Below are 21665 nucleotides of genomic sequence, written 5' to 3'. Positions count from 1 at the left end.
GATCCGCGCCGACGTCGTCGACGACGCGGTGGCCGGCCTGCTACTGGCCACGGTGTCGCCGGGGCAGATCGAACAAGCCCTGGCCGCCGCGGACGAGGTCACCGCCCGACAGTCCCGTTCCCACCGCGCGGCCGAGCTGGCCGTGGGACGCGCCCGCTACGACGCCGACCGCGCCGCTGGCGTTGGGCGCGGTGGAGCCGGAGAACCGGCTGGTCGCCCGCACCCTGGAGACCCGCTGGGAAGCCAGACTGTCCGCCTTGGCCGAAGCCGAGGCCGCCCTGGCCGCTGTCCGGGAGCGCAGGCCGGCGCTGCCGGACCGGGACGGCCTGCGCGCGCTGGCCGCGGACCTGCCTGGACTCTGGCACTGCCCGGACACCCGGGACCGGGACCGCAAGCGGCTGCTACGCACCCTCATCTCGGATGTCACCCTGCTGCCCGAGACCGACCGGGCCCGCGCCCGGCTTGGGGTGCGCTGGCACACCGGCGCCACCGACGAACTCGCCCTGCACAGACCCCGCACGTCGCCACAGGTGCGCAGGACCTCGGCCGCGGCCCGCCAGCTGATCGCCCGGCTCGGCCCGGACCATTCCGACGCCGAGATCGTCACCGCACTCGCCGATGCCGGGCTGACCACCGCAACCGGCCGTCCCTACGACGAAGCGGCCGTCGGCTGGGTCCGCCACGCCTTCCACATCCCCGGCCGGTGTCCGTTCCGGGACGGGGAGATCTCCGTCGACCGGGCCGCGGCGACCCTCGGGATCACCGCCAACGCCGTCTACTACTGGCTCACCCACGACCGGCTGGCCGGCCGCAAGGACACCTCCGGACGCTGGTGCATCCCCTGGAACGCCCAGGTCGAGGCCGCCTGCCGCCGCCAGATCGACGCCTCCGGCCACCTCATCCCCCGCACCCCCGGCCCGTGCGAGGTCCTGCCCGGCGAGATCACCGTCCAGGAAGCCGCCGCCCAACTCGACGTGCCGGACGCCGTCGCGAGGCTCGGGATTCCCACCACACAGGTCTACTACTGGATCCGCCGCGGCTACCTGACCGCCCGCCGCATCCGTGAACGGGTCGCCATCCCGTGGAACCAGCAGGTCCAGACCGTCTGCCTCCACCGCGCCGCCCGCACCGTGACAGCCAACTTCACAACCCAAACAGCCACAGCAGAAGGTGCAGTATGAAGTCACCACGCCAACCGTCGCGGACAGGATCGCCCAGACGGTGGCGGCCGTGAGGCTGGAGGCGACGGTCGAACCGATCTTCCATCCGGGCTCCTACGGCTACCGGCCGGGAAGATCAGCCCTGGATGCGGTGGCGGCGTGCCGGCAACGGTGCTGGAAGACAGACTGGGTGATCGACCTCGACATCCAGGAGTTCTTCGACAGCGTGCCGTGGGATCTCGTGGTCAAAGCCGTGGAGGCACACACCAGCGACCGTTGGGTGGTGCTGTATGTGCAGCGGTGGCTGAAAGCACCGTTGCAGCTGCCCGACGGGACCTTGCGTGCACGAGACCGGGGGACCCCGCAGGGCTCTTCGATCTCACCCGTGCTGGCGAACCTGTTCATGCACTACGCGTTCGACGCGTGGCTGGCCCGGACCTACCCGGGCGTCGCGTTCGAGCGCTACGCCGACGACGCGATCGTGCACTGCGACAGCAGGAGTCGGGCTCGCCACGTGCTGGCCGCGCTCGACGACAGGATGGGACAGGTCGGACTGCGACCGCACCCGACCAAGACCAGGATCGTGTACTGCAAGGACAGCAACCGGCGCGGCTCCCATGAGCACACGTCGTTCACGTTCCTCGGCTACACCTTCCGCGCCCGCAAGGCACGCAGCAGGCACGGGAAGTTCTTCACGAACTTCCTGCCCGCGATCAGCAAGGAAGCCCAGAAGAAGGTCAGCGGGCAGGTCCGCCGATGGCGGCTACACCTGCGGACCGGCCACACCCTCGACGAGCTGGCACGAAAGATCAACCCGATCGTGCGCGGCTGGGCGCAGTACTACGGGGCGTTCTACCGCTCCGCGCTGCTTCCCCTCCTACAGCGCATCAACGCCTACCTGGTGCGTTGGCTCCGCAAGAAGTACAAACGGCTGAGACCGTTCCATAAGGCCCTGGCCTGCTGGCAACGCATCACCCGCCAACGCCCCGGGCTCTTCGCCCACTGGGCATGGACGTCCAACGCCTGGCGATGAGGATGACAAGAGCGGAGTGACGGGAGACTGTCACGCTCCGTTCTGTTGGAGCCCAGGGGTGCAATTCCCCTGGGCCACCCGACCCTAGGGCATGCGGTGATCCGGAGCGTGCTCACTACAGCATTCCCGGGTCAAAGTGACATGATCTTGCGGCCAGTGCCCGATGGTCGGATGCATGTGGGTGATCGCAGTCGGTAGTCACACTCCGTGGCACGGCCCGTTCCCGCTGGCTCGGGTGCGGCGGCACGGGCCCGCATCCCGGACGTATGGCATGTGCCGCACTACGCTGTCTGCTTCGTGGATGACGCGACGGAGTTGAACCGGGCGCGCTGGGATGAGCTGGCGCGCCTGCACGGGCAGGACGACTACTACGACGTCGAGGGTTTTCTCGCCGGGCAGATCATGCTGAGTGGGCGGGAGCGGGAGGAGATGGTCGCGGCCGTCGGGTCCGTCTCGGGCCTCGATCTCCTACATGTGCAGTGCCATTTCGGGTTGGGGACGCTGTCGTGGGCCCGGCTCGGCGCGCAGGTCACCGGCCTGGACTTCTCCCCCGTCGCGGTGGAACGAGCCCGCTCGCTGGCCACCGCGGCGGGAATCGACGCGCGGTTCGTCCAGGCGGACGCCCAGCGGCTGCCGGCGGACCTGGCCGGCGCGTTCGACGTCGTGTTCGCCTCCTACGGTGTGCTGCCCTGGATCGCCGACGTGACGGCGTGGATGACCGCGGCGGCCACGGCGCTGCGTCCCGGCGGCGTCCTGGTGCTGGTGGACGGGCACCCGCTCACCCAGATGATCGACACCGTCGACCCTGTCAGGTTCGGTTTTCCGTACCAGGGCAGCACCGCTCACCACATCCGATCCGCCAGCTTCTACGCGGGCAGTGCCACCCAGCTGACGACCACGGAGACCGTGCAGTATCCCCACGGCCTGGGCGAGATCGTGACCGCGGCGGCTACCGCTGGACTGCACGTGGACGCGCTTACCGAATACCTCGACTCCGACGGCCCGGAAGGACGCTCAGACCAGATGAGGTGCGGGCAGGACGGCCGCTGGCGGCTGATCCTCACCGGCCAGCCCGTCCCGGTGCAATACGCACTGCGTGCCACACAGAACTCCTAGACGCCCAGCCTTCGACCCCGAGGACGGCCCCTGCAAGCTCAACGGCCTCACCCTCGGGTTGCTGTCCGATGGTGGATATGGGCCGTGGGTGGGGTTGGCGGACGCCACCCACGATCTTCTGATCTGGGCTGCCGGGGAAGGGGCAGCTGATGGCGACACATCGGACAACACATCGGATGAGGAGGCAGCGTGATCGATCCTGGTCATCCGTCAGATCGGCCGGGCCGAGTCGGCGCTGCCCCACGTGCAGCGATCCCGCGAACTCGTCGCCGCGTGGATGCTGTACGTGCCCCCGGCAGGATTCGAACCTGCGCACCCGCCTCCGGAGGGCGGTGCTCTATCCCCTGAGCTACGGGGGCCCCGGGTCAACGCGGCATACGTTACCAGGACGGAACGCCGGATCGGGAATCCGGGTCGCCGTAAGCTTCCGGTGTGTACCCTGCCACCCCCCGAGTCCTCGTCGTCGACGACGACGCGGTGATACGTCAGCTCGTGGTCGTCAACCTTGAGTTGGAGGGCTTTGAGGTCCATACCGCCGTAGACGGCGTGGACTGCCTGGAGATGGTGCGCGAGATCGCCCCACAGGTGATCACGTTGGACATCATGATGCCGAGGATGAACGGCTGGGACGTGGCCGCCCGGCTGCGGGAGGAGCCGGACACCGCCGCCATCAAAATGATTATGCTGACCGCCCGGGCCCAGGAGGCCGACGTCAAGCGTGGGATGCGGGTCGGGGTGGACTACTACCTGACCAAGCCGTTCGACCCGGACGAACTCATCGGTGTGGTCCAGCGGCTGGCTGCCGGCCAGCCGGTCTGACCCGGCGCCGATAACATCGCCGTCATGACCCCCGCCGATCTCGCTGACGCCATCGTGACGGCCATCGGCCGCGCGGTCGCGGACGGCGACTTGGACGTGACTGTGCCGACCGCCGTCACGGTGGAGCGGCCGAAGACGCCCGAGCACGGGGACTACGCCTCCCCGGTCGCGCTCCAGCTTGCCAGGGCCGCCCGTCGTCCGCCGCGCGCCGTCGCGGAGACGTTGGCCCGGCGGCTCGCTACCGACAGCGAGCTCGCCGCCGTGGACGTCGCCGGCCCGGGGTTCCTCAACTTCCGGCTGGCCGACGCCGCCCTCGGAGAGATCGCCCGCACGGTGGTGTCGGCCGGTGACCGGTACGGCCGGGCGGTCAGGCCACGAGGTGTCCGGGTCAACCTGGAGTTCGTCAGCGCGAACCCGACCGGCCCGGTGACGCTGGCCTCGGCGCGCCGGGCGGCCGTCGGGGACGCCCTGGGGCGCATCCTGCCCGCGGCCGGGTTCGAGGTGGGCACGGAGTACCACGTGGGCACGGAGTACTACTACGACCGCGGGGCGTCCGAGCAGGCCCTGGACGACCTGGTCGACGCGGTCGGGGCCGACGCGGCGCGGTACTGGCTGGTCCGGTCTTCGCCGGATTCGGCGCTCGATCTGGATCTGGACCTGATGGCCCGCCAGACCAGTGACAACCCGGTCTTCTACGTGCAGTATGCCCACGCGCGGATCAGCTCGCTGCTGCGCGACGCCGGCTCCCTGGGCCTCACGGCCGCGACCGAGCCGGTCGACGTCGCCCTGCTGACCCAGCCGCGGGAGGGTGAGCTGCTGCGCGCGCTCGGCGAGTTCCCCCGAGTGATCGAGTCCGCCGCGAGGCTGCGTGGCCCCCATCGGCTCGCCCGCTATCTCGAGGAACTTGCCGGGGTCTACTACCGGTTCTACGACTCCTGCCGGGTGCTTCCGCAGGGCGACGCCGAGCCCGGTCCGGCCACCGGCGCGCGGCTGCTGCTCGTGGCAGCGACCCGGGTGGTGTTCGCGAACGGCCTGGGACTGCTCGGGGTCAGCGCCCCCGAGCGGATGTGACGAGCGGTCGGTCCGGGCGTCCGGGCATCCTGGCGGGTTCGGGAACGAGCCGGTTGGAAAGCGTGAAACAGGCGGCATGAGGCAGGCCAGGCGGCATGAGGCAGGCAGAGGCGAGATGAGCGAGATCGACAGCCCGGCGGTGGTGCCGTTGGAGGAGAAGCCGTTGGAGGAGAATCTGTGGCCGGCCACGGCCCGGCTGGACGCCGACGGTGTGCTGCGAATCGGTGGGATCCGGGTTAACGAGCTGGCCGCCGAGTTCGGCACGCCGGCCTTCGTTCTCGACGAGGCCGACTTCCGGGCCCGGTGCGCGGCTTGGCGGCGGGCGTTCGCCGAATGTGACGTCTACTACGCGGGCAAGGCCTTTTTGTGCCGCACGATCGCTCGCTGGGTGGATGAGGGGGGTCTGAATCTCGACGTCTGTACGGGCGGGGAGCTCGCGGTGGCCCGCTCGGTCGGTTTCCCGGCGGATCGACTGCTCTTCCACGGCAACAACAAGTCCGTCGCGGAACTGCGGGCAGCCGTCGGCTATGGCGTCGGGCGGATCGTCGTCGACTCCTTCGCCGAGATCACCCGCCTGGCAGCCGTCGCCGCCGAGGCGGGCGTGCGCCAGCGCGTGCTGATCCGCGTCACCCCGGGCGTGGAGGCGCACACACATCACTACGTCTCCACCGGGCAGGAGGACCAGAAGTTCGGGTTCTCGCTGGCCGGCGGGTCGGCGGCCGAGGCGGTGGAACGCGTGCTCGCGGCCGCCGGCTCCCTCGAACTCGTCGGCCTGCACGCGCACATCGGCTCGCAGATCTTCGACACGGCCGGGTTCGGCCTGGCGGCGCACCGCCTGGTGGGCCTGCTCGCGCGCATCCGCGACACCCACGACCTCGAACTGCCCGAGCTCGACCTCGGCGGTGGCCTCGGCATCGCCTACACCGGCGAGGACGCCCCGCTGGAGGTCACCGACGTCGCCGAGCGGCTGACCGCCGTGGTCGGCAAGGAGTGCGCCGCCGCGGGCCTGACCGTCCCGCGCCTCGCGGTGGAACCGGGACGGGCCATCGTCGGATCGACGACGGTGACCCTCTACGAGGTCGGCACTGTCAAGGAGCTGCCCGGGCTGCGCACCTTCGTCAGCGTGGACGGCGGCATGAGCGACAACATCCGCACGGCGCTCTACGACGCCCGCTACACCGCCCGGCTGGTCTCCCGGACCGGTTTGGCCACGACGCACGTCGTCACGATCGTCGGCCGGCACTGCGAGTCCGGGGACGTCGTCGCCCACGACGTGCCGCTGCCCGACGACGTCCGGCCCGGTGACCTGCTGGCCATTCCCGCCAGCGGCGCCTACCACCGGTCGATGGCCAGCAACTACAACCACGTGGCGCGGCCACCGGTGATCGCCGTGCGCGACGGCGCGGCCCGGATCATCGTCCGGCGGGAGACCGAGGACGACCTGCTGCGCCTGGACGTCGATCCGGGCGTGAAGGTCGATCCGGGCGTGAAGGTCGAGCCGGGCGCCGACCCGGCCTCCCCGGAGGTGGCGCGGTGAGGATCGCGTTGCTCGGCTGTGGGGTCGTCGGCAGCGAGACCGTCCGGCTGTTGCAGGCCAACGCCGCCGATCTCGCCGCCCGGGTCGGGGCTCCCCTGGAGCTCGCCGGGATCGCGGTGCGCAGGCCGGGCCGCGCCCGCGCCCTCGACGTGGATCCGGCGCTGTTCACCGGGGATGCGGCGGGCCTCGTCGCCCGGGACGACGTCGACATCGTGATCGAGCTTGTCGGCGGCATCGAGCCGGCCCGCTCCTGGCTGCTGTCCGCCCTGCGGGGGGGTAAGTCGGTGGTCACCGCGAACAAGGCCCTGTTGGCCTCGGACGGCGCGACGCTGCACGACGCGGCCGCCGCGGCCGGCACCGATCTCTACTACGAGGCCGCCGTGGCCGGGGCCATCCCGCTGATCCGCCCGCTGCGTGAGAGCATGGCCGGGGATCGTGTGCACCGGGTGCTCGGCATTGTCAACGGGACGACCAACTTCGTGCTGACCCGGATGGACGAGATCGGCGCGTCGTTCACCGAGGCACTCGCCGAGGCCGGGGCGCTCGGATACGCCGAGGCCGATCCCTCCGCCGACATCGATGGGTTCGACGCGGCCGCGAAGGCGGCCATCATGGCCCAGCTGGCCTTCCACTCCCGGGTAACGATCGACGACGTCTACCGGGTCGGCATCGGTGAGGTCACCACCGCCGACATCGCCAGCGCCCGGGAGCTCGGTTGCACTGTGAAGGCGCTCGTGGTGGCGGAACGCTCGGCCGAGACCGAGGGGATCAGCGTGCGGGTCCACCCGGCGATGATCCCGCGCACCCACCCGCTGGCCGGGGTGCGGGAGGCCTTCAACGCGGTGTTCGTCGAGTCCGAGGCGGCGGGCCAGCTGATGTTCTACGGCCAGGGCGCCGGCGGGGCGCCGACCGCCTCGGCGGTGCTCGGGGATGTGGTCGCGGTCGCGCGCAACCGTATCGCTGGCCGTCGCGGCCCTGGTGAATCGTCCTACGCCGCGCTGCCTGTGCTGCCGATGGGCCGTACCGTGACGAGGTATCACGTGAATCTCGACGTCACCGACAAGACCGGCGTGCTCGCGACGGTCGCTGGGGCGTTCGCGCGTCACGATGTGTCTATCAGGAGCGTTCGTCAGGACGGCCGCGGCGACGACGCGAGCCTCGTCCTGGTGACGCATGCCGCCCCGGACGCGGCACTGTCCGCCACCGTCGAGGAGCTCCGCGGCCTCGCCGGTGTCCGGGCGGTGTCCGGCGTGATGCGGGTTGAGGGAGGTGAGCCGTGACCACGACGTCATCCACACCGCTCGCGGACGAGCCGGCCGTGCCGGTGCTGTCCGCGGCGCCCGATCGGCCGCACCGGCCGTGGCAGGGAATCATCGAGGAGTACCGGGACCGTCTGCCGATCGCACACGACACGCCCGTCATCACGTTGCGTGAGGGTGGGACGCCCCTGCTGCCCGCGGCACACCTCTCCGACCTCACCGAATGTGAGGTTCATCTCAAAATCGAAGGGGCGAATCCGACTGGCTCCTTCAAGGACCGCGGGATGACGGTGGCCATCAGCCGGGCTGTCGGCGCCGGTTCCCAGGCTGTCATCTGCGCGTCCACCGGCAACACCTCGGCGTCGGCCGCCGCCTACGCGGCCCGCGCCGGCATCACCTGCGCGGTGCTGGTGCCCAGCGGAAAAATTGCCCTGGGCAAGCTCGCCCAGGCGCTTGTCCACGGGGCCCGGCTGCTGCAGCTCGACGGCTCCTTCGACGACTGCCTGCGGGTGGCGCGCGAACTCGCCGACACCTCGCCGGTGACCCTGGTCAACTCGGTGAACCCCTTCCGTCTCGAGGGGCAGAAGACGGCGTCCTTCGAGATCGTGGAGGCGCTCGGCCGGGCCCCGGACGTCCACTGCCTGCCGGTCGGCAACGCCGGCAACATCACCGCTTACTGGCGGGGCTACCTCGAGGAGAACAACCGGATCGCCAGCGGCCGCCCGCGGATGTGCGGTTTCCAGGCAGCGGGTGCCGCGCCCATCGTGCGGGGCGAGGTGGTGACCTCGCCGCAGACGATCGCCACGGCGATCCGCATCGGCAACCCGGCGTCGTGGGATCTCGCTGTCGAGGCGAGAGAGGCCTCCGGTGGTCTGATCGACGCCGTGAACGACCGGGAGATCCTCGCCGCCTACCGCCTGCTGGCCCGCAGGGAGGGCGTCTTCGTGGAGCCTTCCAGCGCCGCCAGCGTCGCGGGCCTGCTGAAGGCACGGGCGGCCGGCCGGATTGAACCCGGCGAGCAGGTCGTGTGCACCGTCACGGGCAACGGGCTCAAGGACCCCGACTGGGCGATCAGCGGCGCGGCCCGGCCGGAAACGATCCGCCCGACCGTCGCGGGCGCCGCCGAGGCGCTGGGGCTGCAGCGCTCGTGACCACTCGGTCCTCCCCGCGCCCAGGCGGGACGGCGGCCTTCGCCGAGCGGGTCGGCCGGTCCGGGCCGGTCACCGCCGCCGACGGCGTGTCGCGGCGGGTCCGGGTCCGGGTGCCGGCGACCAGCGCGAATCTCGGCCCCGGCTTTGACACGTTCGGCCTGGCATTGGGCCTGTACGACGAGGTCGATGTCGAGACGACCCGATCCGGTCTCACCGTTGACGTCGTCGGCACGGACGTCGTCGCCCGGGACGAGACGCACCTCGTGGTCCGGGCGATCCGGGCGACCTTCGACACCCTCGGCCGGGCGCAGCCCGGTCTCGCGTTGCACTGCGTCAACCGGATCCCGCACGGCCGCGGGCTGGGATCATCGGCCGCGGCGATCGTCGCCGGGGTCGTCGCCGCCGCCGCGCTCGCGCAGCCGGACCTCGGGCCCGCCTTCGAGACCGATGCCGCCTTTGACGCCGATGCCGCCTTTGACGCCGATACCGCCTTTGACGCCGGCGCGGACTCCGTGTCCGCGTCCGATGACGCACCCGAGCCGGACCCGGTGTCCAGAGCGGCGTCCGGAGCCGGCTTCTTCGGGCCCGCGGGCATGCTGCGGCTCGCCAGCGCCATCGAGGGGCACCCGGACAACGTCGCCGCGGCGCTGAGCGGGGGCTTCACCGTTGCGTGGCAGGACGGCGACGGTGCCCGGTCCCTGCGCGTCGATCCCTTCGCCGAGCTGAGACCCGTGATCTTCATCCCCGCGATACGGCAGTCGACCGAGCAGTCGCGCGGGGCGCTGCCGAGCGGCGTTCCGTTCGCCGACGCCGCCCGCAACCTCGGTCGGGCCGCGCTGCTGGCGTTGACGATGTCGGCCGCCGAGCCGGCCGCCGGGCAGCCGTCCCGACGTGCCGAGGCACTCCTGCGTGCCACCGAGGATCTGGTGCATCAGCCCTACCGGTTCCCCGGCGTCCCGGCGTCGGCGGACCTCGTCGGTCGGCTGCGCGGCGGGGGGATCGCGGCGGCCCTGTCCGGTTCGGGGCCATCCGTCATCGCCCTCGCCGTCGGTGGTGAACAGGCCGCGGCGGCGGTGGACGTGGCGGGTGCCGGGTTCTCCGTCGCCCCGCTGCCGGTGGACAGACACGGTGCACGCGTCACCCGATGTCGATCCGCAGCGCCATGACCCCGTTGCCCGCGGTGGGATCCGCTGCGACGGCTGGCGCTGTGAGCTCCCGATGCGCGGTTGTGTGTCACATCGGGAAGTCCTGACGTCTCAAGGTTGTTGCCGAGGCGTCTGCCGCTGGATAGTCTGGTGACTGCACCCGCTGCCACCGCGGCGCGTGCTCGCTCCCGCCATGCCGCTCTGGTCTCGCCAGGTGGAACATGGTTCGGGACTCCGGTGTATAAGCTTCGTCGTCGTTGCCTCGGCTCCACACCGGCACTCCCAGGCGGGATCGGCGAGTTCGCTCGCGGCAGTCGGCCGCTGGCGCCGTACACGGGCGCGATGCTCGCCCATTCGGGGCTGTATACCCCTTCATCCGGCATGTGTGCAGGCGAAGAAGGTCCACAAGCAACGCCCGGCTCACCAGGAGCCAGTTCCTTCAGGGAAGGAAAACCTTGAGCGACACCACCAACGTGCTGCCGCAGAGCGCACGTGAGTCTGCGCCGCCCGTGACGCCTGCGCCGCCCGTGACGCCTGCATCGCCCCGGGAGAGTGACCCGGCGGCGAGCACCTCGTCCGCAGACGCCATCTCGGCTGAGTCCACCGGGAACGGTGACTCGCGCGCAGGCCGTATCACCCGGACCGCTCTCGCCGCACCTTCTCCGGCCGGAGAAGGTGCGGCCGTGACCCGACGCCGCCGGCAGGGCACCGGTCTGTCCGCGATGCTGCTCCCCGAGCTGCAGGCCATGGCCTCGTCCCTGGGGATCCAGGGCGTGGGTCGGCTGCGCAAGGGCCAGCTCATCGCCGCGATCCAGAACGTGCAGAACAACGAGTCCGCGGCCGTGACGCCCGTCGCGGCGGCCCCAGCGACTTCTTCGGCCTCCGCAGCCTCCACGGCCTCCACGGCCCTTGCACCGCCGCCCCCGGCGGAGTCGGGGCCGGCCTCGCCCGCCGGACCGGTTCCGGCCGCGAGCGAGACATCCCCCGCGCCGCGGGTGTCCCGGCAGGCTGCCGGCTCGGACGGCACCGCTACCCGCACCCGTTCCCGCCGTGGAGCCTCTCGGGCGGCGGCGAGCCCCGCCGCCGAGCAGCCGACCCTGCCCGAAACGGCGGCTGGGGACACGGTCGTGGAGACCCGGGCCGGATCGGTTGTGGACGCCCGGGCCGGATCGGCCGCCTCCGCCGTGGCTTCGGCCCAGCCGACCGTGTCCGCCCAGCCGACCGGGGCGCCCGCGTCGGCTCCGCCGGCCGCCGCGTCCCACCGCCAGACCGATGCCGGTCCCCGGAGTCGGGAGGACCGCCGGGATCGTTCCGCCGACAACGGCCGGGTGAGCGCGAGTGACCGTCAGGGCGGTGAGGCCGGCGGCGAGCGTGCCACGGCGGACCGCCAGGGCGCGGACCGTCGCTCCGGTACGGACCGTCAGTCCGCTGATCGTCCCAGCCGCGTGGATCGCACCCAGCAGGGTGACCGGTCCGGGGCAGAGCGTTCCGGCGGCGACCGGCCCGGGCAGGGAGGGCAAGGGGGGCAAGGCGAGGACGACTTCGCCGCCCGTGGCCGGCGGGGCCGCTTCCGGGAACGCGGTCGTAACCGCGGTCGCGGCGGGCAGGCCGGCCCGAGCGAGAACGAGCCGGTCCTGCGCGAGGACGACGTCCTGGTCCCCGTCGCCGGCATTCTCGACGTTCTGGATAACTACGCCTTCGTGCGGACCAGCGGGTACCTGACCGGCCCGACCGACGTCTATGTCAGCCTCGCCCAGGTGCGTCGCAACGGGCTGCGCCGCGGTGACGCCATCACCGGTGTCGTCCGCGCCCCGCAAGAGGGCGAGCAGCGCCGGGACAAGTACAACGCGCTGGTCCGGCTCGACACCATCAACGGGATGGAGCCCGAGGAGGCACGCGGCCGGCCGGAGTTCACCAAGCTGACTCCGCTCTACCCCCAGGAGCGGCTGCGGCTGGAGACCGAGCCCCACATGCTGACCACGCGGGTCATCGACCTCGTGATGCCGATCGGCAAGGGGCAGCGGGCCCTGATCGTCAGCCCGCCCAAGGCGGGTAAGACGATGGTGCTGCAGTCCATCGCGAACGCGATCACGACGAATAACCCGGAAGTCCACCTCATGGTCGTGCTCATCGATGAGCGGCCGGAGGAGGTCACCGATATGCAGCGGTCGGTCAAGGGCGAGGTCATCGCGTCCACCTTCGACCGTCCACCGGCCGACCACACCAATGTCGCCGAGCTGTCCATCGAGCGGGCCAAGCGTCTGGTCGAGTTGGGCCACGACGTCGTCGTGCTGCTCGACTCGATCACCCGGTTGGGCCGTGCCTACAACCTGGCGGCCCCGGCCTCCGGTCGTATCCTGTCCGGCGGTGTCGACTCGACGGCGCTCTACCCGCCGAAGCGGTTCCTCGGCGCGGCCCGCAACATCGAGAACGGCGGGTCTCTGACGATCATTGCGACGGCGCTGGTGGAGACCGGTTCGACGATGGACACCGTGATCTTTGAGGAGTTCAAGGGAACCGGCAACGCCGAGCTCAAGCTCGATCGCAAGATTGCCGACAAGCGGATCTTCCCCGCGGTGGATGTCGACGCCTCCGGTACCCGCAAGGAGGAGATCCTGCTTGCCCCGGACGAGCTCGTGATCATGCACAAGCTGCGTCGCGTGCTCCATACCAGGGAGACCCAGCAGGCCCTCGAGCTCCTGCTCGATCGGCTCAAGCAGACCAGGACGAATTACGAGTTCCTGATGCAGATCGCCAAGACCGCACCGCCTCAGGATTAGCCTTCCCCCACACGGCGGCTTCGCCGCAGTGTGGGGACCCCTGGCCCAGGGCGCCGTTCGGGGTTTCCGCGCGATCGCCTTCGGCGATCTTGCTGGGGGGTCGTCGGGGGGCTTCGCCGCAGTGTGGGGACCCCTGGCCCAGGGCGCCGTTCGGGGTTTCCGCGCGATCGCCTTCGGCGATCTTGCTGGGGGGTCGTCGGGGGGCTTCGCCGCAGTGTGGGGGCCCCTGGCCCAGGGCGCCGTTCGGGGTTTCCGCGCGATCGCCTTCGGCGATCTTGCTGGGGGGTCGTCGGGGGGCTTCGCCGCAGTGTGGGGACCCTTGCATCGGCTGGCGGTCGGTGCATCCGGCCTCTGGCAGACTGGCAGCAGACCGGCTCCGGTTCACGTCGTCCACGCGAGACGACGACCCGGCGGCCACTTTGAAAGAGGGATCATGAAGCCTGACGTCCACCCGACCTACCACGAGACGACGGTCACCTGTACCTGCGGGAACACCTTCACCACCCGCAGCACCAAGGAGAACGGCGTCGTCAACGCCGAGGTCTGCTCGCAGTGCCACCCGTTCTACACCGGCAAGCAGAAGATCCTCGATGTCGGCGGCCGGGTCGAGAAGTTCGAGCGCCGGTTCGGCCGGCGGCGCCCCGGCGAGAAGGTCGGCGGCGCGAAGTAGCTCGGCCGCGGCGCCCGTCCGGACTCCGGACGGGCGCCGTTCGCGTCTGGGACGGACGATACCCGTCCCACCGACCCCCTCCCGGAACCGTGACGCGTTCCAGGACCATGACGTGCGAAGGAACCACGATGACGTCCCCGCTCGACGGCCTGATCGCCGAGCACGCCGAGATCGAGGGGCAGCTCGCCGACCCGGCGGTGCACAACGACCCCGCGAAGGCGCGCGCCCTGAGCCGTCGCTACGCGCAGCTCGCCCCGGTCGTGGATCTTGCGCGCGAGCTCGACCGGGTGGAGGGAGACCTCGCTGCCGCCCGCGAGCTCGCGCTGCTGGACCCGTCGTTCCGGGACGAGGTCCAGGATCTCGGCGAGGAGCTGGCCCGGCTCAACGACCGACTGCGGGCCTACCTCGTCCCGATCGACCCCGACGACGCCCGGGACGCCATCCTCGAGGTCAAGGCCGGCGCCGGTGGCGAAGAATCGGCGCTGTTCGCCGGAGACCTGCTCCGGATGTATCTGCGCTATGCCGAACGGCGCGGCTGGAAGACCGAGATCCTCGACGCCAACCCCTCCGACCTCGGCGGTTACCGTGATGTCAGCGTGGCGGTGAAGGCCCGGGGACCCGCGGGCCCCGGGGACGGTGTCTATGGCCGGCTGCGCTTCGAGGGCGGGGTGCACCGCGTCCAGCGGGTGCCCGTCACCGAGTCCGCCGGACGTATCCACACCTCGGCGGCCGGGGTCCTGGTGCTTCCGGAGGCCGAGGAGGTTGATGTCGAGATCGACCCGAACGACCTGCGCATCGACGTGTTCCGCTCGTCCGGCCCCGGTGGGCAGAGTGTCAACACCACGGACTCCGCGGTCCGGATCACCCATATCCCGACCGGTGTGGTGGTCTCCTGTCAGAACGAGAAGAGCCAGCTACAGAACAAGGAGTCCGCGCTGCGGATCCTGCGGGCCCGTCTGCTCGGGGCGGCCCGGGAGAAGGCCGAGTCGGAGGCGTCGCTGGCGCGTGCCAGCCAGGTCCGCACGGTGGACCGGTCGGAGCGGGTCCGGACCTACAACTTCGCCGAGAACCGGATCAGCGACCATCGGGTCGGCTACAAGGCACACAACCTCGACCAGGTGCTCGACGGGGAGCTCGACGAGGTCCTCGACGCGCTGGCCGCCGCGGACCTCGACGCGCGGCTGGCGGCTCAGGCGTCATGACCGGCCCGCCGGCCGCGCAGGGGCGCTCACGGGGCACGGAGCAGGAGCAGCCGGGCCGGGGTGCGTCCCCGCATCCGGGCTCCACGGATCCCCTGAGCCCGGTGCGCCACGCGGCCGACCTGACACCGCTGGGCGCGTGGTTGGCGGCGGCGACCGACCGGTTGCGTGCGGCCGGGGTGGCGAGCCCCCGCGCCGACGCCGAGCAGCTCGCCGCCTTCGTGCTCGCGGTGCCCCGCGGCCGGCTGGCACTGCTCGACGACGTCACGGCGGCGGCGGCGCGGCGGCTGGACGAGCTTGTGGCCAGGCGCGCGCAGCGGGTGCCGCTGCAGCACCTGACCGGTGTCGCCGGCTTCCGCCACCTCGATCTCACCGTCGGCCCCGGGGTCTTCATCCCGAGGCCCGAGACGGAGTCCGTCGTCGAATGGGCGCTTACAGAGCTCACCGGCTCCGCCGGGGCCCGGCGGCCGGGACCGTTGTGCGTCGATCTGTGCGCGGGCTCGGGGGCGATCGCGCTGTCCCTGGCGGCGGAGCTGCCCGGCGCGACGGTGCACGCCGTGGAGGTCGACCCGGCGGCGGTGGTCTGGCTGCGACGCAACATCGCCGGCACCGGTCTTCCCGTGACGGCGCACGCAGCCGACATCGCCGCGGCGCTGCCCGAGTCGCTCACCCGACTCGCCGGGACGGTCGACCTGATCATCAGCAATCCGCCGTACCTCCCCGACGCCGACCGCCACACGGTGGAGCCCGAGGTGGGCGAGCATGATCCGGCCCGCGCCCTGTGGGGGGGGCCCGACGGGCTCGACGTGGTGCGTACGGTTGTCGGGGTGGCTGCGCGGCTCCTGCGGCCAGGCGGTCTCCTCGTCATCGAACACGCCGACGGCCACGGGGTGTCGGCGCCCGAGCTGCTTCGCGCCGACGGTCGCTGGTCGCACGTGGCGGATTATCGGGACCTGGCCGGCCGGGACCGGTTCGTCGCCGGCCGGCGCGGGGCGTCCCGTGAGCCCCGATCCTGAGGACGAACCCTGATCCTTGAGAAGAGGACGGGCAATGGAACGTTTCGACTGCTCTGACGAACGGGAGCGGGCCCGCGGTCTCGACGCGGCGGTCAGCACCGTCGCCCGGGGCGGGCTGGTTGTGCTCCCCACCGACACGCTCTACGGGCTGGGCGCCGACGCCTTCGATCGGGACGCGGTGGCCTCGCTGCTGGCGGCAAAGGGGCGTGGCCGGAACATGCCGGTTCCGGTCCTGGTCGGCTCCTGGCGCACCCTCGACGGGCTGATCGAGCGGATGACCCCCCAGGTCCGGGAGTTGATCACCGCATTCTGGCCGGGCGGGCTGACGCTGGTGGCCCGGCACACCCCGTCGCTGCGCTGGGATCTCGGGGAGAGCCGGGGCACGGTGGCGGTGCGCATGCCCCTGCACCCGGTGGCGATCGAGCTGCTGGGTCGGACCGGGCCGATGGCCGTCTCCAGCGCGAACATCAGTGGCCAGCCTCCGGCGACGACGATCGACGAGGCGCTGCACCAGCTCGGCGGTGCCGCGGATGTCTATCTCGACGGGGGACCGTGCCCGGCCGCCGTCCCCTCGACCATCGTCGACTGCACCGGGGAGGTGCCCGTTGTACTGCGCAGCGGCGCGATTGGCCTCACCGCGCTGCGTGCGGTGCTGCCGCTGATCCGGGAGCCCGTGAACCGATGAGCCCGTGAACCGATGAGCCCGTAGCTCGCAGGCGACCCCGCGTGCCGGAGCCGGTCCGGACGGTCCGGGCCGGGATACGGTCCGGGCCGGGGTGGGGTGGGCATGACGCCGCTGATCGTCCCGGCGGGAGAGTCCCGTACGATCCTGAACCGGGTCGCGGGGCGATGGTCACAGCGGGTGGCTTCGGGTAGATCCGGGTGGATGGTGTTCCCGGGCCAGAGGAGCATGGGGTGACCGGGTCGCCCGCGCGGCGGCACCGGTCATCGGCTGCCGGTTGTGGCGCGGTTGCCGGTTGTGGCGCGGTCGCCGTTCCAGCGCGGTCGCCGTTCTAACGCAGGAGGTTAGAAACGTCATGAGCACCCCGTTCTGGGGCCCGGACTTCGACCAGCTGAGCGCGACGGATCCGCAGATCGCGGAGGTGGTCCTCGATGAGCTGGACCGGCTGCGCGGCGGCCTGCAACTCATCGCGAGCGAGAACTTCACGTCCCCGGCGGTGCTGGCGGCGCTGGGCTCGACGTTGTCGAACAAGTATGCCGAAGGGTATCCGGGTCGGCGTTACTACGGCGGTTGCCAGGTGGTCGACCGGGCCGAGGAGATCGGCATCGCCCGGGCGAAGCAGCTCTTCGGCGCGGAGCACGCCAACCTGCAACCGCATTCGGGCTCGTCGGCGAACTTCGCCGTGTACGCGGCGCTACTCACGCCAGGTGACACGGTCCTGGCGATGTCGTTGCCGCATGGCGGTCACCTCACCCACGGCAGCAAGGTGAGCTTCTCCGGTAAGTGGTTCAACGTGGTGGCCTACGGCGTGCGGGAGGACACCGAGCTGATCGACTACGACCAGGTGCGGGAGCTCGCCCGCCAGCACCGGCCCAAGATGATCATCTGTGGGGCGACGGCCTACCCACGTCTGATCGACTTCGCCGCGTTCCGCTCGATCGCCGACGAGGTCGGTTCGTGGCTGATGGTGGACGCGGCGCACTTCATCGGTCTGGTCGCCGGGGGCGCGATCCCGAGCCCCGTTCCCTACGCCGACGTTGTCAGCTTCACCACCCACAAGGTGTTGCGCGGCCCGCGAGGGGGCATGATCCTCGCGCGTGAGGAGCTGGCTTCCCGCATCGACAAGGCCGTGTTCCCGTTCAGCCAGGGTGGCCCGCTGATGCACGCGGTCGCGGCGAAGGCCGTCGCGTTGCGGGAGGCGGCCTCGCCCGCTTACGCGCAGTACGCTCGCCAGGTGGTGGCCAACGCGCAGCGGCTCGCCGACGAGCTTGCCGCCGAGGGCATCCGGCCCGTCGCCGGTGGCACCGACACCCATCTCGCCCTGCTCGACCTGCGGGAACTCGGGGTCAGCGGCAAGGAAGCCGAGGCGCGTTGCGACGCGGCCGGCATCACCCTGAACAAGAACGCCATTCCCTATGACCCGCAGCCGCCCGCGATCTCCTCCGGCATCCGGGTGGGAACCCCGGCGGTCACCACCCAGGGGATGGGCGAGGGGGAGATGAAGGAGATCGCGGGGCTGATCGCCCACGCGGTGCGTGAGCCGGAAGCCGCCGCCGACGTCGCTGCGGCGGTGTCCGCGCTCGTCGCCCGGCATCCGGCCTATCCGCGGTAGGGGTCGATCCGCGGTAGGGGATCAGGCGGTTCCGCACGGCCGCGGCAGTAGGCGGCAGTAGGCGGCAGTAGCCGGATCCGGGTCCGGCAGGCGGGAGATGCCCGACGGTGCGCGAGTACCTGCTCGTCTTCGTGGTCTCGGCGGCGGTGACCTTTCTCGCCACGCCGGTGGCACGCGTCTTCGCCATGCGCATCGGTGCCGTCGCCGGGGTACGTGCCCGCGACGTCCACTCCACCCCGACGCCCCGGCTGGGGGGCCTGGCCATGCTTGCCGGGCTCTACGCCGGGTTCGGGGTGGCGGACCGCCTGCCGTTCCTCTCGGTGGTCTCCCAGGACTGGTCGGAGATCCGGGCGGTGCTCGTCGCCGGCACCTTGATCTGCCTGCTCGGCGTCGCCGACGACCGATGGGAACTGGACTCCCTGACCAAACTGGCCGGGCAGGTCGCCACGGCCGGCATCATGGTGCTCCTCGGCGTCCAATGGACGTTTGCGATCAATCGGGACAGCGAGACGACGCTGAGCCTGGGACCGGAGACCGCGGTCCCGCTGTCCATCCTCGCCACGGTGGTGCTTATCAACGCGATGAACTTCATCGACGGCCTGGACGGCCTCGCGGCGGGCGTCGCGGCGATCGCCGCCGGCGCGACCTTCTACTTCGCCTATCAGATCGCAGTGATCAACGGCTTCTACCGGGCCTCCCCGGCGGCGCTCCTGGCCGCCGTGACCGCCGGGGTCTGCATCGGGTTCCTGCCGCACAATTTCAATCCGGCCCGGCTGTTCATGGGGGACTCGGGCTCGATGCTCATAGGCCTGCTGTCGGCCGCATCGATGATCTCCGTGACCGGTCAGGTGGCCTACGGGGGTTACGCTGGACCCTCACGGTCGTACCCGTCGCTGATCCCGTTGGCGATACCCCTGGCCGTGCTCGCCGTTCCGTTTCTCGATCTCGGGCTCGCGGTCGTCCGGCGGACGAGGGCGGGGCGCTCGCCGTTCGCGGCGGACAAGATGCATCTCCACCACCGCATGCTGGAAATCGGTAATTCGCACGTGAGGGCGGTTCTCTTCATGTATTTCTGGGCGGCTCTGGTCGGGTTCGGAGGTGTCGCCGCGTCGTTCTCCAACTCCCCGTTGCCGATCCTGGTCGCCACCGTCGGAGTGGGCCTCGCGGCCCTGATCGCGCTGCTGATCAGGACCCAGCGATCGGCGCGGCGCGCATGATCGTGCCGGCGGCCCGGGTGATCCGGCTGGGAGCGGCGCTGACCGGGGTGCTGGCGGTCCCGGCGGTGGGGCTCGCGGCGGTCCTGCGCGGCGGGACGGGCGCCCTGAGCGCCGCGGTCGGCCTGATGATCGTCATGGCGTTCTTCGGCATCAGCAAGGTGGCGGTCGGGGCCGTCGCGCGCCGGGCGCCGCATCTGCTCCTGCCGGCGGCCCTCGGCACCTACGCGGCGAAGGTAGCACTGCTGGGTGTCCTGCTCGTGGTGATCCAGGACACGGAGGCCCTTGACCTGCCGGCCTTCGCCTGGTCGATTTTCGCCGGGGTCTTCGGGTGGATGGGTGCCGAGCTCTGGGTCGCGACCCACACCCGGATGCCCTTCTACGACCCGGAGCGTCCCGGCGCGTGGGACGCCTCGCGCCGTCCGCCGGTCTGATGACCTCGGGGGGAAACGGTCCCGGCGAGGCGTGGAACGTCTTCGGCACGTTGATCGCCGGAATGCTCTTCTGGGGACTGGTCGGTTTTGGAGCGGATCGCCTTCTCGGCTTTCACGTGCTGTTCCTGCCGATCGGACTGACCGTCGGCCTCGCCGCCGCGATGTACCTCGTGATCTATCGACTTACCCGGTGAGAGGGCGGATAGCCAGGCTTCCGGCCAGCTCGGCGGTCTTGGCGAAATACGCTCCGTTGGTCCTGTTCGCCCAGTTCGTTCGGCCTGACCGTTCTGTCCCGCTTGTCCTGGTAGTTCCGTCCTGCTGGACCTGGCTGTACCGACCGCCCCGGCTGTTCCATTGAATCGGGCCGGTCCTCGCCGTCGATGACCTCGAAGGTCATCGACGGCGCAACCGATTCCGGTCAGAGTGGACCCAGGTCGCCGAGACGGGGAAGGGAGAGCCGAATTGTGCTCATCTGGCAGACGTTGTGACGCTACTGGGCGTAGCCGACGGCGGGAGATGGGTGCAGCTGGAAGCCGCGTGTCATCAACTCGTCGCGCTGTGTGGAATGGGTAGCAACGGAGTGAAACCCATAGACAACGCGCGGATGAACCAGCGCGAACGTCGAAGCGAGTCCGTGCTTGTGGGGTGCCGGTGTGGATAGTATCGCGGGCAACAGGACGTCGGCCTGCCGACACCCATCAGGGCCTGGGCTTGTCGAGGTGTCCTTCGGAGCGCTGTACCCGGTTGGCGACGGGTCGTTCTTCGGTGTGAGCGTGTCGTGCGAACCCGGTAGGGTGGAGGCAATCTGCCGCCGAGCACGGCAACCTTGCCGGGCCGTGAACGCGCTACCTAATCGATCATGGAGGTGTTTGTCGTGCCGGTCCTCGCCGACGAGGGCTTCGAAGGCCCCACCAAGGAGGTCTTCCAGACTCCGCACTGGTTCGATGTCGGGATCGGCTCGGTCAATCTCTACCTCAACAAGGCCACCGCGCTCACGATCTTTGCTGCACTGTTTGTCGGTGTGATCTTCTGGTTGGGATTCCGCCGAGCTAAAATCATACCTCGCGGCCTCCAGAACCTGTGCGAGTCGGCCTACGACTTCATCGATCTGCAGATCGCCCGGGGTGTCATCGGCGAGAAGGGCACGAGGTACACGCCCTACCTGCTCGTCCTGTTCAGCTTCGTGTTGATCTGCAACGTGCTCGCGGTGGTGCCCGGGGCCCAGTTCCCGGCGACCTCGCGCATCGCCGTCCCGATGGTTCTGGCGCTCGTCACGTACGTGTTGTTCAACTACGCGGGCATCAAGGCCAACGGCGCCGGTCCGTACTTCAAGGAGATGATTGACCCGGCTCCCACCGCGCCGCTGTGGATCCGCGTGCTCCTGGCGCCGATCGAGATTCTCTCGACCTTGATCGTTCGGCCCTTCACGCTGGCGGTCCGGCTCTTCGCGAACATGTTCGCCGGGCACATCCTGCTGCTGGTCTTCTCGCTGGGCGCGGACTACCTGCTGCCCAAGCCCCCCTATGTGTTCGGCGCCGCCTCACTGCTGGTGGCGATCATCCTCACGGCGTTCGAGCTTGTCATCGACGCTCTCCAGGCGTACATCATCACGATCCTCACAGCCGCCTACATCGGCGGTGCGATGGTGCACGGAGAGCACGAGGTAGCTCCGTCCGAGGAACTCGCCTCGCCTGCTCCGGCGGGCGTGCCGGTATCGGCCCGGGCCTAGATTCCCGACACACCCTTCCAGCACCGGCGAGTCCCGGT

The 21665-nt window shown here is 70.6% G+C and carries 19 protein-coding genes and 1 tRNA gene; 19 read left to right on the top strand and 1 reads right to left on the bottom strand.

All coding sequences use genetic code 11. The annotated features are described in order from the left end of the window. Window positions 1–191: 191 nt before the first annotated feature. From FRANCCI3_RS28345 to FRANCCI3_RS18840, 3 genes are all read left to right on the top strand, one after another. On the top strand, window positions 192–1181 hold the full coding sequence (locus FRANCCI3_RS28345; protein ID WP_049760989.1) for a helix-turn-helix domain-containing protein: 990 nt from the start codon (window positions 192–194) through the stop codon (window positions 1179–1181). After that, window positions 1171–2193, top strand: a complete 1023-nt coding sequence (gene ltrA / locus FRANCCI3_RS18845) for a group II intron reverse transcriptase/maturase (protein ID WP_011438106.1) — start codon at window positions 1171–1173, stop codon at window positions 2191–2193. Before FRANCCI3_RS28345 ends, ltrA begins: the two co-directional genes overlap by 11 nt. Before the next feature lie 273 nt (window positions 2194–2466). Next, on the top strand, window positions 2467–3309 hold the full coding sequence (locus tag FRANCCI3_RS18840; RefSeq protein WP_108913732.1) for a class I SAM-dependent methyltransferase: 843 nt from the start codon (window positions 2467–2469) through the stop codon (window positions 3307–3309). Window positions 3310–3596: 287 nt separating this feature from the next. Here the strand turns inward: FRANCCI3_RS18840 and FRANCCI3_RS18835 are convergent. Further along, window positions 3597–3668: transfer RNA gene (locus FRANCCI3_RS18835), tRNA-Arg, on the bottom strand. Window positions 3669–3741: 73 nt separating this feature from the next. Between FRANCCI3_RS18835 and FRANCCI3_RS18830 the strand changes: the two genes are divergently transcribed. The 16 genes from FRANCCI3_RS18830 to atpB all read left to right on the top strand — a co-directional run bounded on the left by FRANCCI3_RS18830 (window position 3742) and on the right by atpB (window position 21627). Next, a complete protein-coding gene (locus FRANCCI3_RS18830; RefSeq protein ID WP_011438104.1) occupies window positions 3742–4128 on the top strand; it encodes a response regulator transcription factor in 387 nt (128 codons plus the stop codon). A 24-nt stretch (window positions 4129–4152) separates the two neighbouring features. Beyond that, a complete protein-coding gene (locus FRANCCI3_RS18825) occupies window positions 4153–5199 on the top strand; it encodes a DALR anticodon-binding domain-containing protein (RefSeq protein ID WP_011438103.1) in 1047 nt (348 codons plus the stop codon). 115 nt (window positions 5200–5314) lie between these two features. Further along, window positions 5315–6736 carry a diaminopimelate decarboxylase gene (lysA, locus tag FRANCCI3_RS18820; RefSeq protein ID WP_049760988.1) on the top strand — a complete coding sequence of 474 codons (1422 nt, stop codon included), beginning with the start codon at window positions 5315–5317 and terminating at the stop codon, window positions 6734–6736. Further along, a complete protein-coding gene (locus tag FRANCCI3_RS18815) occupies window positions 6733–8016 on the top strand; it encodes a homoserine dehydrogenase (protein WP_011438101.1) in 1284 nt (427 codons plus the stop codon). The genes lysA and FRANCCI3_RS18815 overlap by 4 nt, the downstream gene beginning before the upstream one ends. Further along, entirely contained in the window at window positions 8013–9146 is a 1134-nt protein-coding gene (thrC, locus tag FRANCCI3_RS18810) for a threonine synthase (protein ID WP_011438100.1), read from the top strand. Before FRANCCI3_RS18815 ends, thrC begins: the two co-directional genes overlap by 4 nt. Beyond that, complete coding sequence (locus FRANCCI3_RS18805; RefSeq protein WP_011438099.1) at window positions 9143–10312, top strand: homoserine kinase; 1170 nt, start codon at window positions 9143–9145, stop codon at window positions 10310–10312. The genes thrC and FRANCCI3_RS18805 overlap by 4 nt, the downstream gene beginning before the upstream one ends. A 434-nt stretch (window positions 10313–10746) precedes the next feature. Beyond that, on the top strand, window positions 10747–13071 hold the full coding sequence (gene rho, locus FRANCCI3_RS18800) for a transcription termination factor Rho (RefSeq protein WP_035941632.1): 2325 nt from the start codon (window positions 10747–10749) through the stop codon (window positions 13069–13071). Between the two features lie 433 nt (window positions 13072–13504). Further along, window positions 13505–13741: a 50S ribosomal protein L31 gene (gene rpmE, locus FRANCCI3_RS18795; protein ID WP_011438097.1), complete on the top strand. Its 237-nt coding sequence runs from the start codon at window positions 13505–13507 to the stop codon at window positions 13739–13741. Between the two features lie 128 nt (window positions 13742–13869). Beyond that, entirely contained in the window at window positions 13870–14943 is a 1074-nt protein-coding gene (gene prfA, locus FRANCCI3_RS18790) for a peptide chain release factor 1 (RefSeq protein WP_011438096.1), read from the top strand. After that, complete coding sequence (gene prmC, locus FRANCCI3_RS18785; protein WP_011438095.1) at window positions 14940–15956, top strand: peptide chain release factor N(5)-glutamine methyltransferase; 1017 nt, start codon at window positions 14940–14942, stop codon at window positions 15954–15956. The genes prfA and prmC overlap by 4 nt, the downstream gene beginning before the upstream one ends. A gap of 34 nt (window positions 15957–15990) precedes the next feature. After that, entirely contained in the window at window positions 15991–16641 is a 651-nt protein-coding gene (locus FRANCCI3_RS18780; protein ID WP_011438094.1) for an L-threonylcarbamoyladenylate synthase, read from the top strand. Window positions 16642–16993: 352 nt separating this feature from the next. Continuing rightward, window positions 16994–18250, top strand: a complete 1257-nt coding sequence (glyA, locus tag FRANCCI3_RS18775; RefSeq protein ID WP_011438093.1) for a serine hydroxymethyltransferase — start codon at window positions 16994–16996, stop codon at window positions 18248–18250. Between the two features lie 107 nt (window positions 18251–18357). After that, window positions 18358–19467: an MraY family glycosyltransferase gene (locus FRANCCI3_RS18770; RefSeq protein WP_011438092.1), complete on the top strand. Its 1110-nt coding sequence runs from the start codon at window positions 18358–18360 to the stop codon at window positions 19465–19467. Then, on the top strand, window positions 19464–19898 hold the full coding sequence (locus FRANCCI3_RS18765; protein ID WP_011438091.1) for a hypothetical protein: 435 nt from the start codon (window positions 19464–19466) through the stop codon (window positions 19896–19898). The genes FRANCCI3_RS18770 and FRANCCI3_RS18765 overlap by 4 nt, the downstream gene beginning before the upstream one ends. After that, window positions 19868–20092, top strand: coding sequence for a hypothetical protein (locus tag FRANCCI3_RS28340; protein WP_011438090.1), 225 nt, complete (start codon window positions 19868–19870; stop codon window positions 20090–20092). The genes FRANCCI3_RS18765 and FRANCCI3_RS28340 overlap by 31 nt, the downstream gene beginning before the upstream one ends. A gap of 665 nt (window positions 20093–20757) precedes the next feature. Continuing rightward, window positions 20758–21627 (top strand): F0F1 ATP synthase subunit A, encoded by an 870-nt coding sequence (gene atpB / locus FRANCCI3_RS18755; RefSeq protein WP_035732856.1) that lies wholly within the window; start codon window positions 20758–20760, stop codon window positions 21625–21627. Window positions 21628–21665: the final 38 nt, after the last annotated feature.

Origin of the sequence: Frankia casuarinae, from assembly GCF_000013345.1 — a bacterium.
In the GTDB taxonomy this organism is placed as follows: domain Bacteria; phylum Actinomycetota; class Actinomycetes; order Frankiales; family Frankiaceae; genus Frankia; species Frankia casuarinae.
The sequence above is the reverse complement of the archived record's forward strand: the minus strand, read 5'-3'. Positions and strand labels throughout refer to the sequence as shown.

What these genes read in the sequence shown, in the direction of transcription:
- FRANCCI3_RS18825 (WP_011438103.1), top strand. Translation starts at nt 4,153, where the DNA reads ATGACCCCCGCCGATCTCGCTGACGCCATCGTGACGGCCATCGGCCGC.
- lysA (WP_049760988.1), top strand. Translation starts at nt 5,315, where the DNA reads ATGAGCGAGATCGACAGCCCGGCGGTGGTGCCGTTGGAGGAGAAGCCG.
- rpmE (WP_011438097.1), top strand. Translation starts at nt 13,505, where the DNA reads ATGAAGCCTGACGTCCACCCGACCTACCACGAGACGACGGTCACCTGT.
- prfA (WP_011438096.1), top strand. Translation starts at nt 13,870, where the DNA reads ATGACGTCCCCGCTCGACGGCCTGATCGCCGAGCACGCCGAGATCGAG.
- prmC (WP_011438095.1), top strand. Translation starts at nt 14,940, where the DNA reads ATGACCGGCCCGCCGGCCGCGCAGGGGCGCTCACGGGGCACGGAGCAG.
- FRANCCI3_RS18780 (WP_011438094.1), top strand. Translation starts at nt 15,991, where the DNA reads ATGGAACGTTTCGACTGCTCTGACGAACGGGAGCGGGCCCGCGGTCTC.
- glyA (WP_011438093.1), top strand. Translation starts at nt 16,994, where the DNA reads ATGAGCACCCCGTTCTGGGGCCCGGACTTCGACCAGCTGAGCGCGACG.
- FRANCCI3_RS18765 (WP_011438091.1), top strand. Translation starts at nt 19,464, where the DNA reads ATGATCGTGCCGGCGGCCCGGGTGATCCGGCTGGGAGCGGCGCTGACC.
- atpB (WP_035732856.1), top strand. Translation starts at nt 20,758, where the DNA reads ATGGAGGTGTTTGTCGTGCCGGTCCTCGCCGACGAGGGCTTCGAAGGC.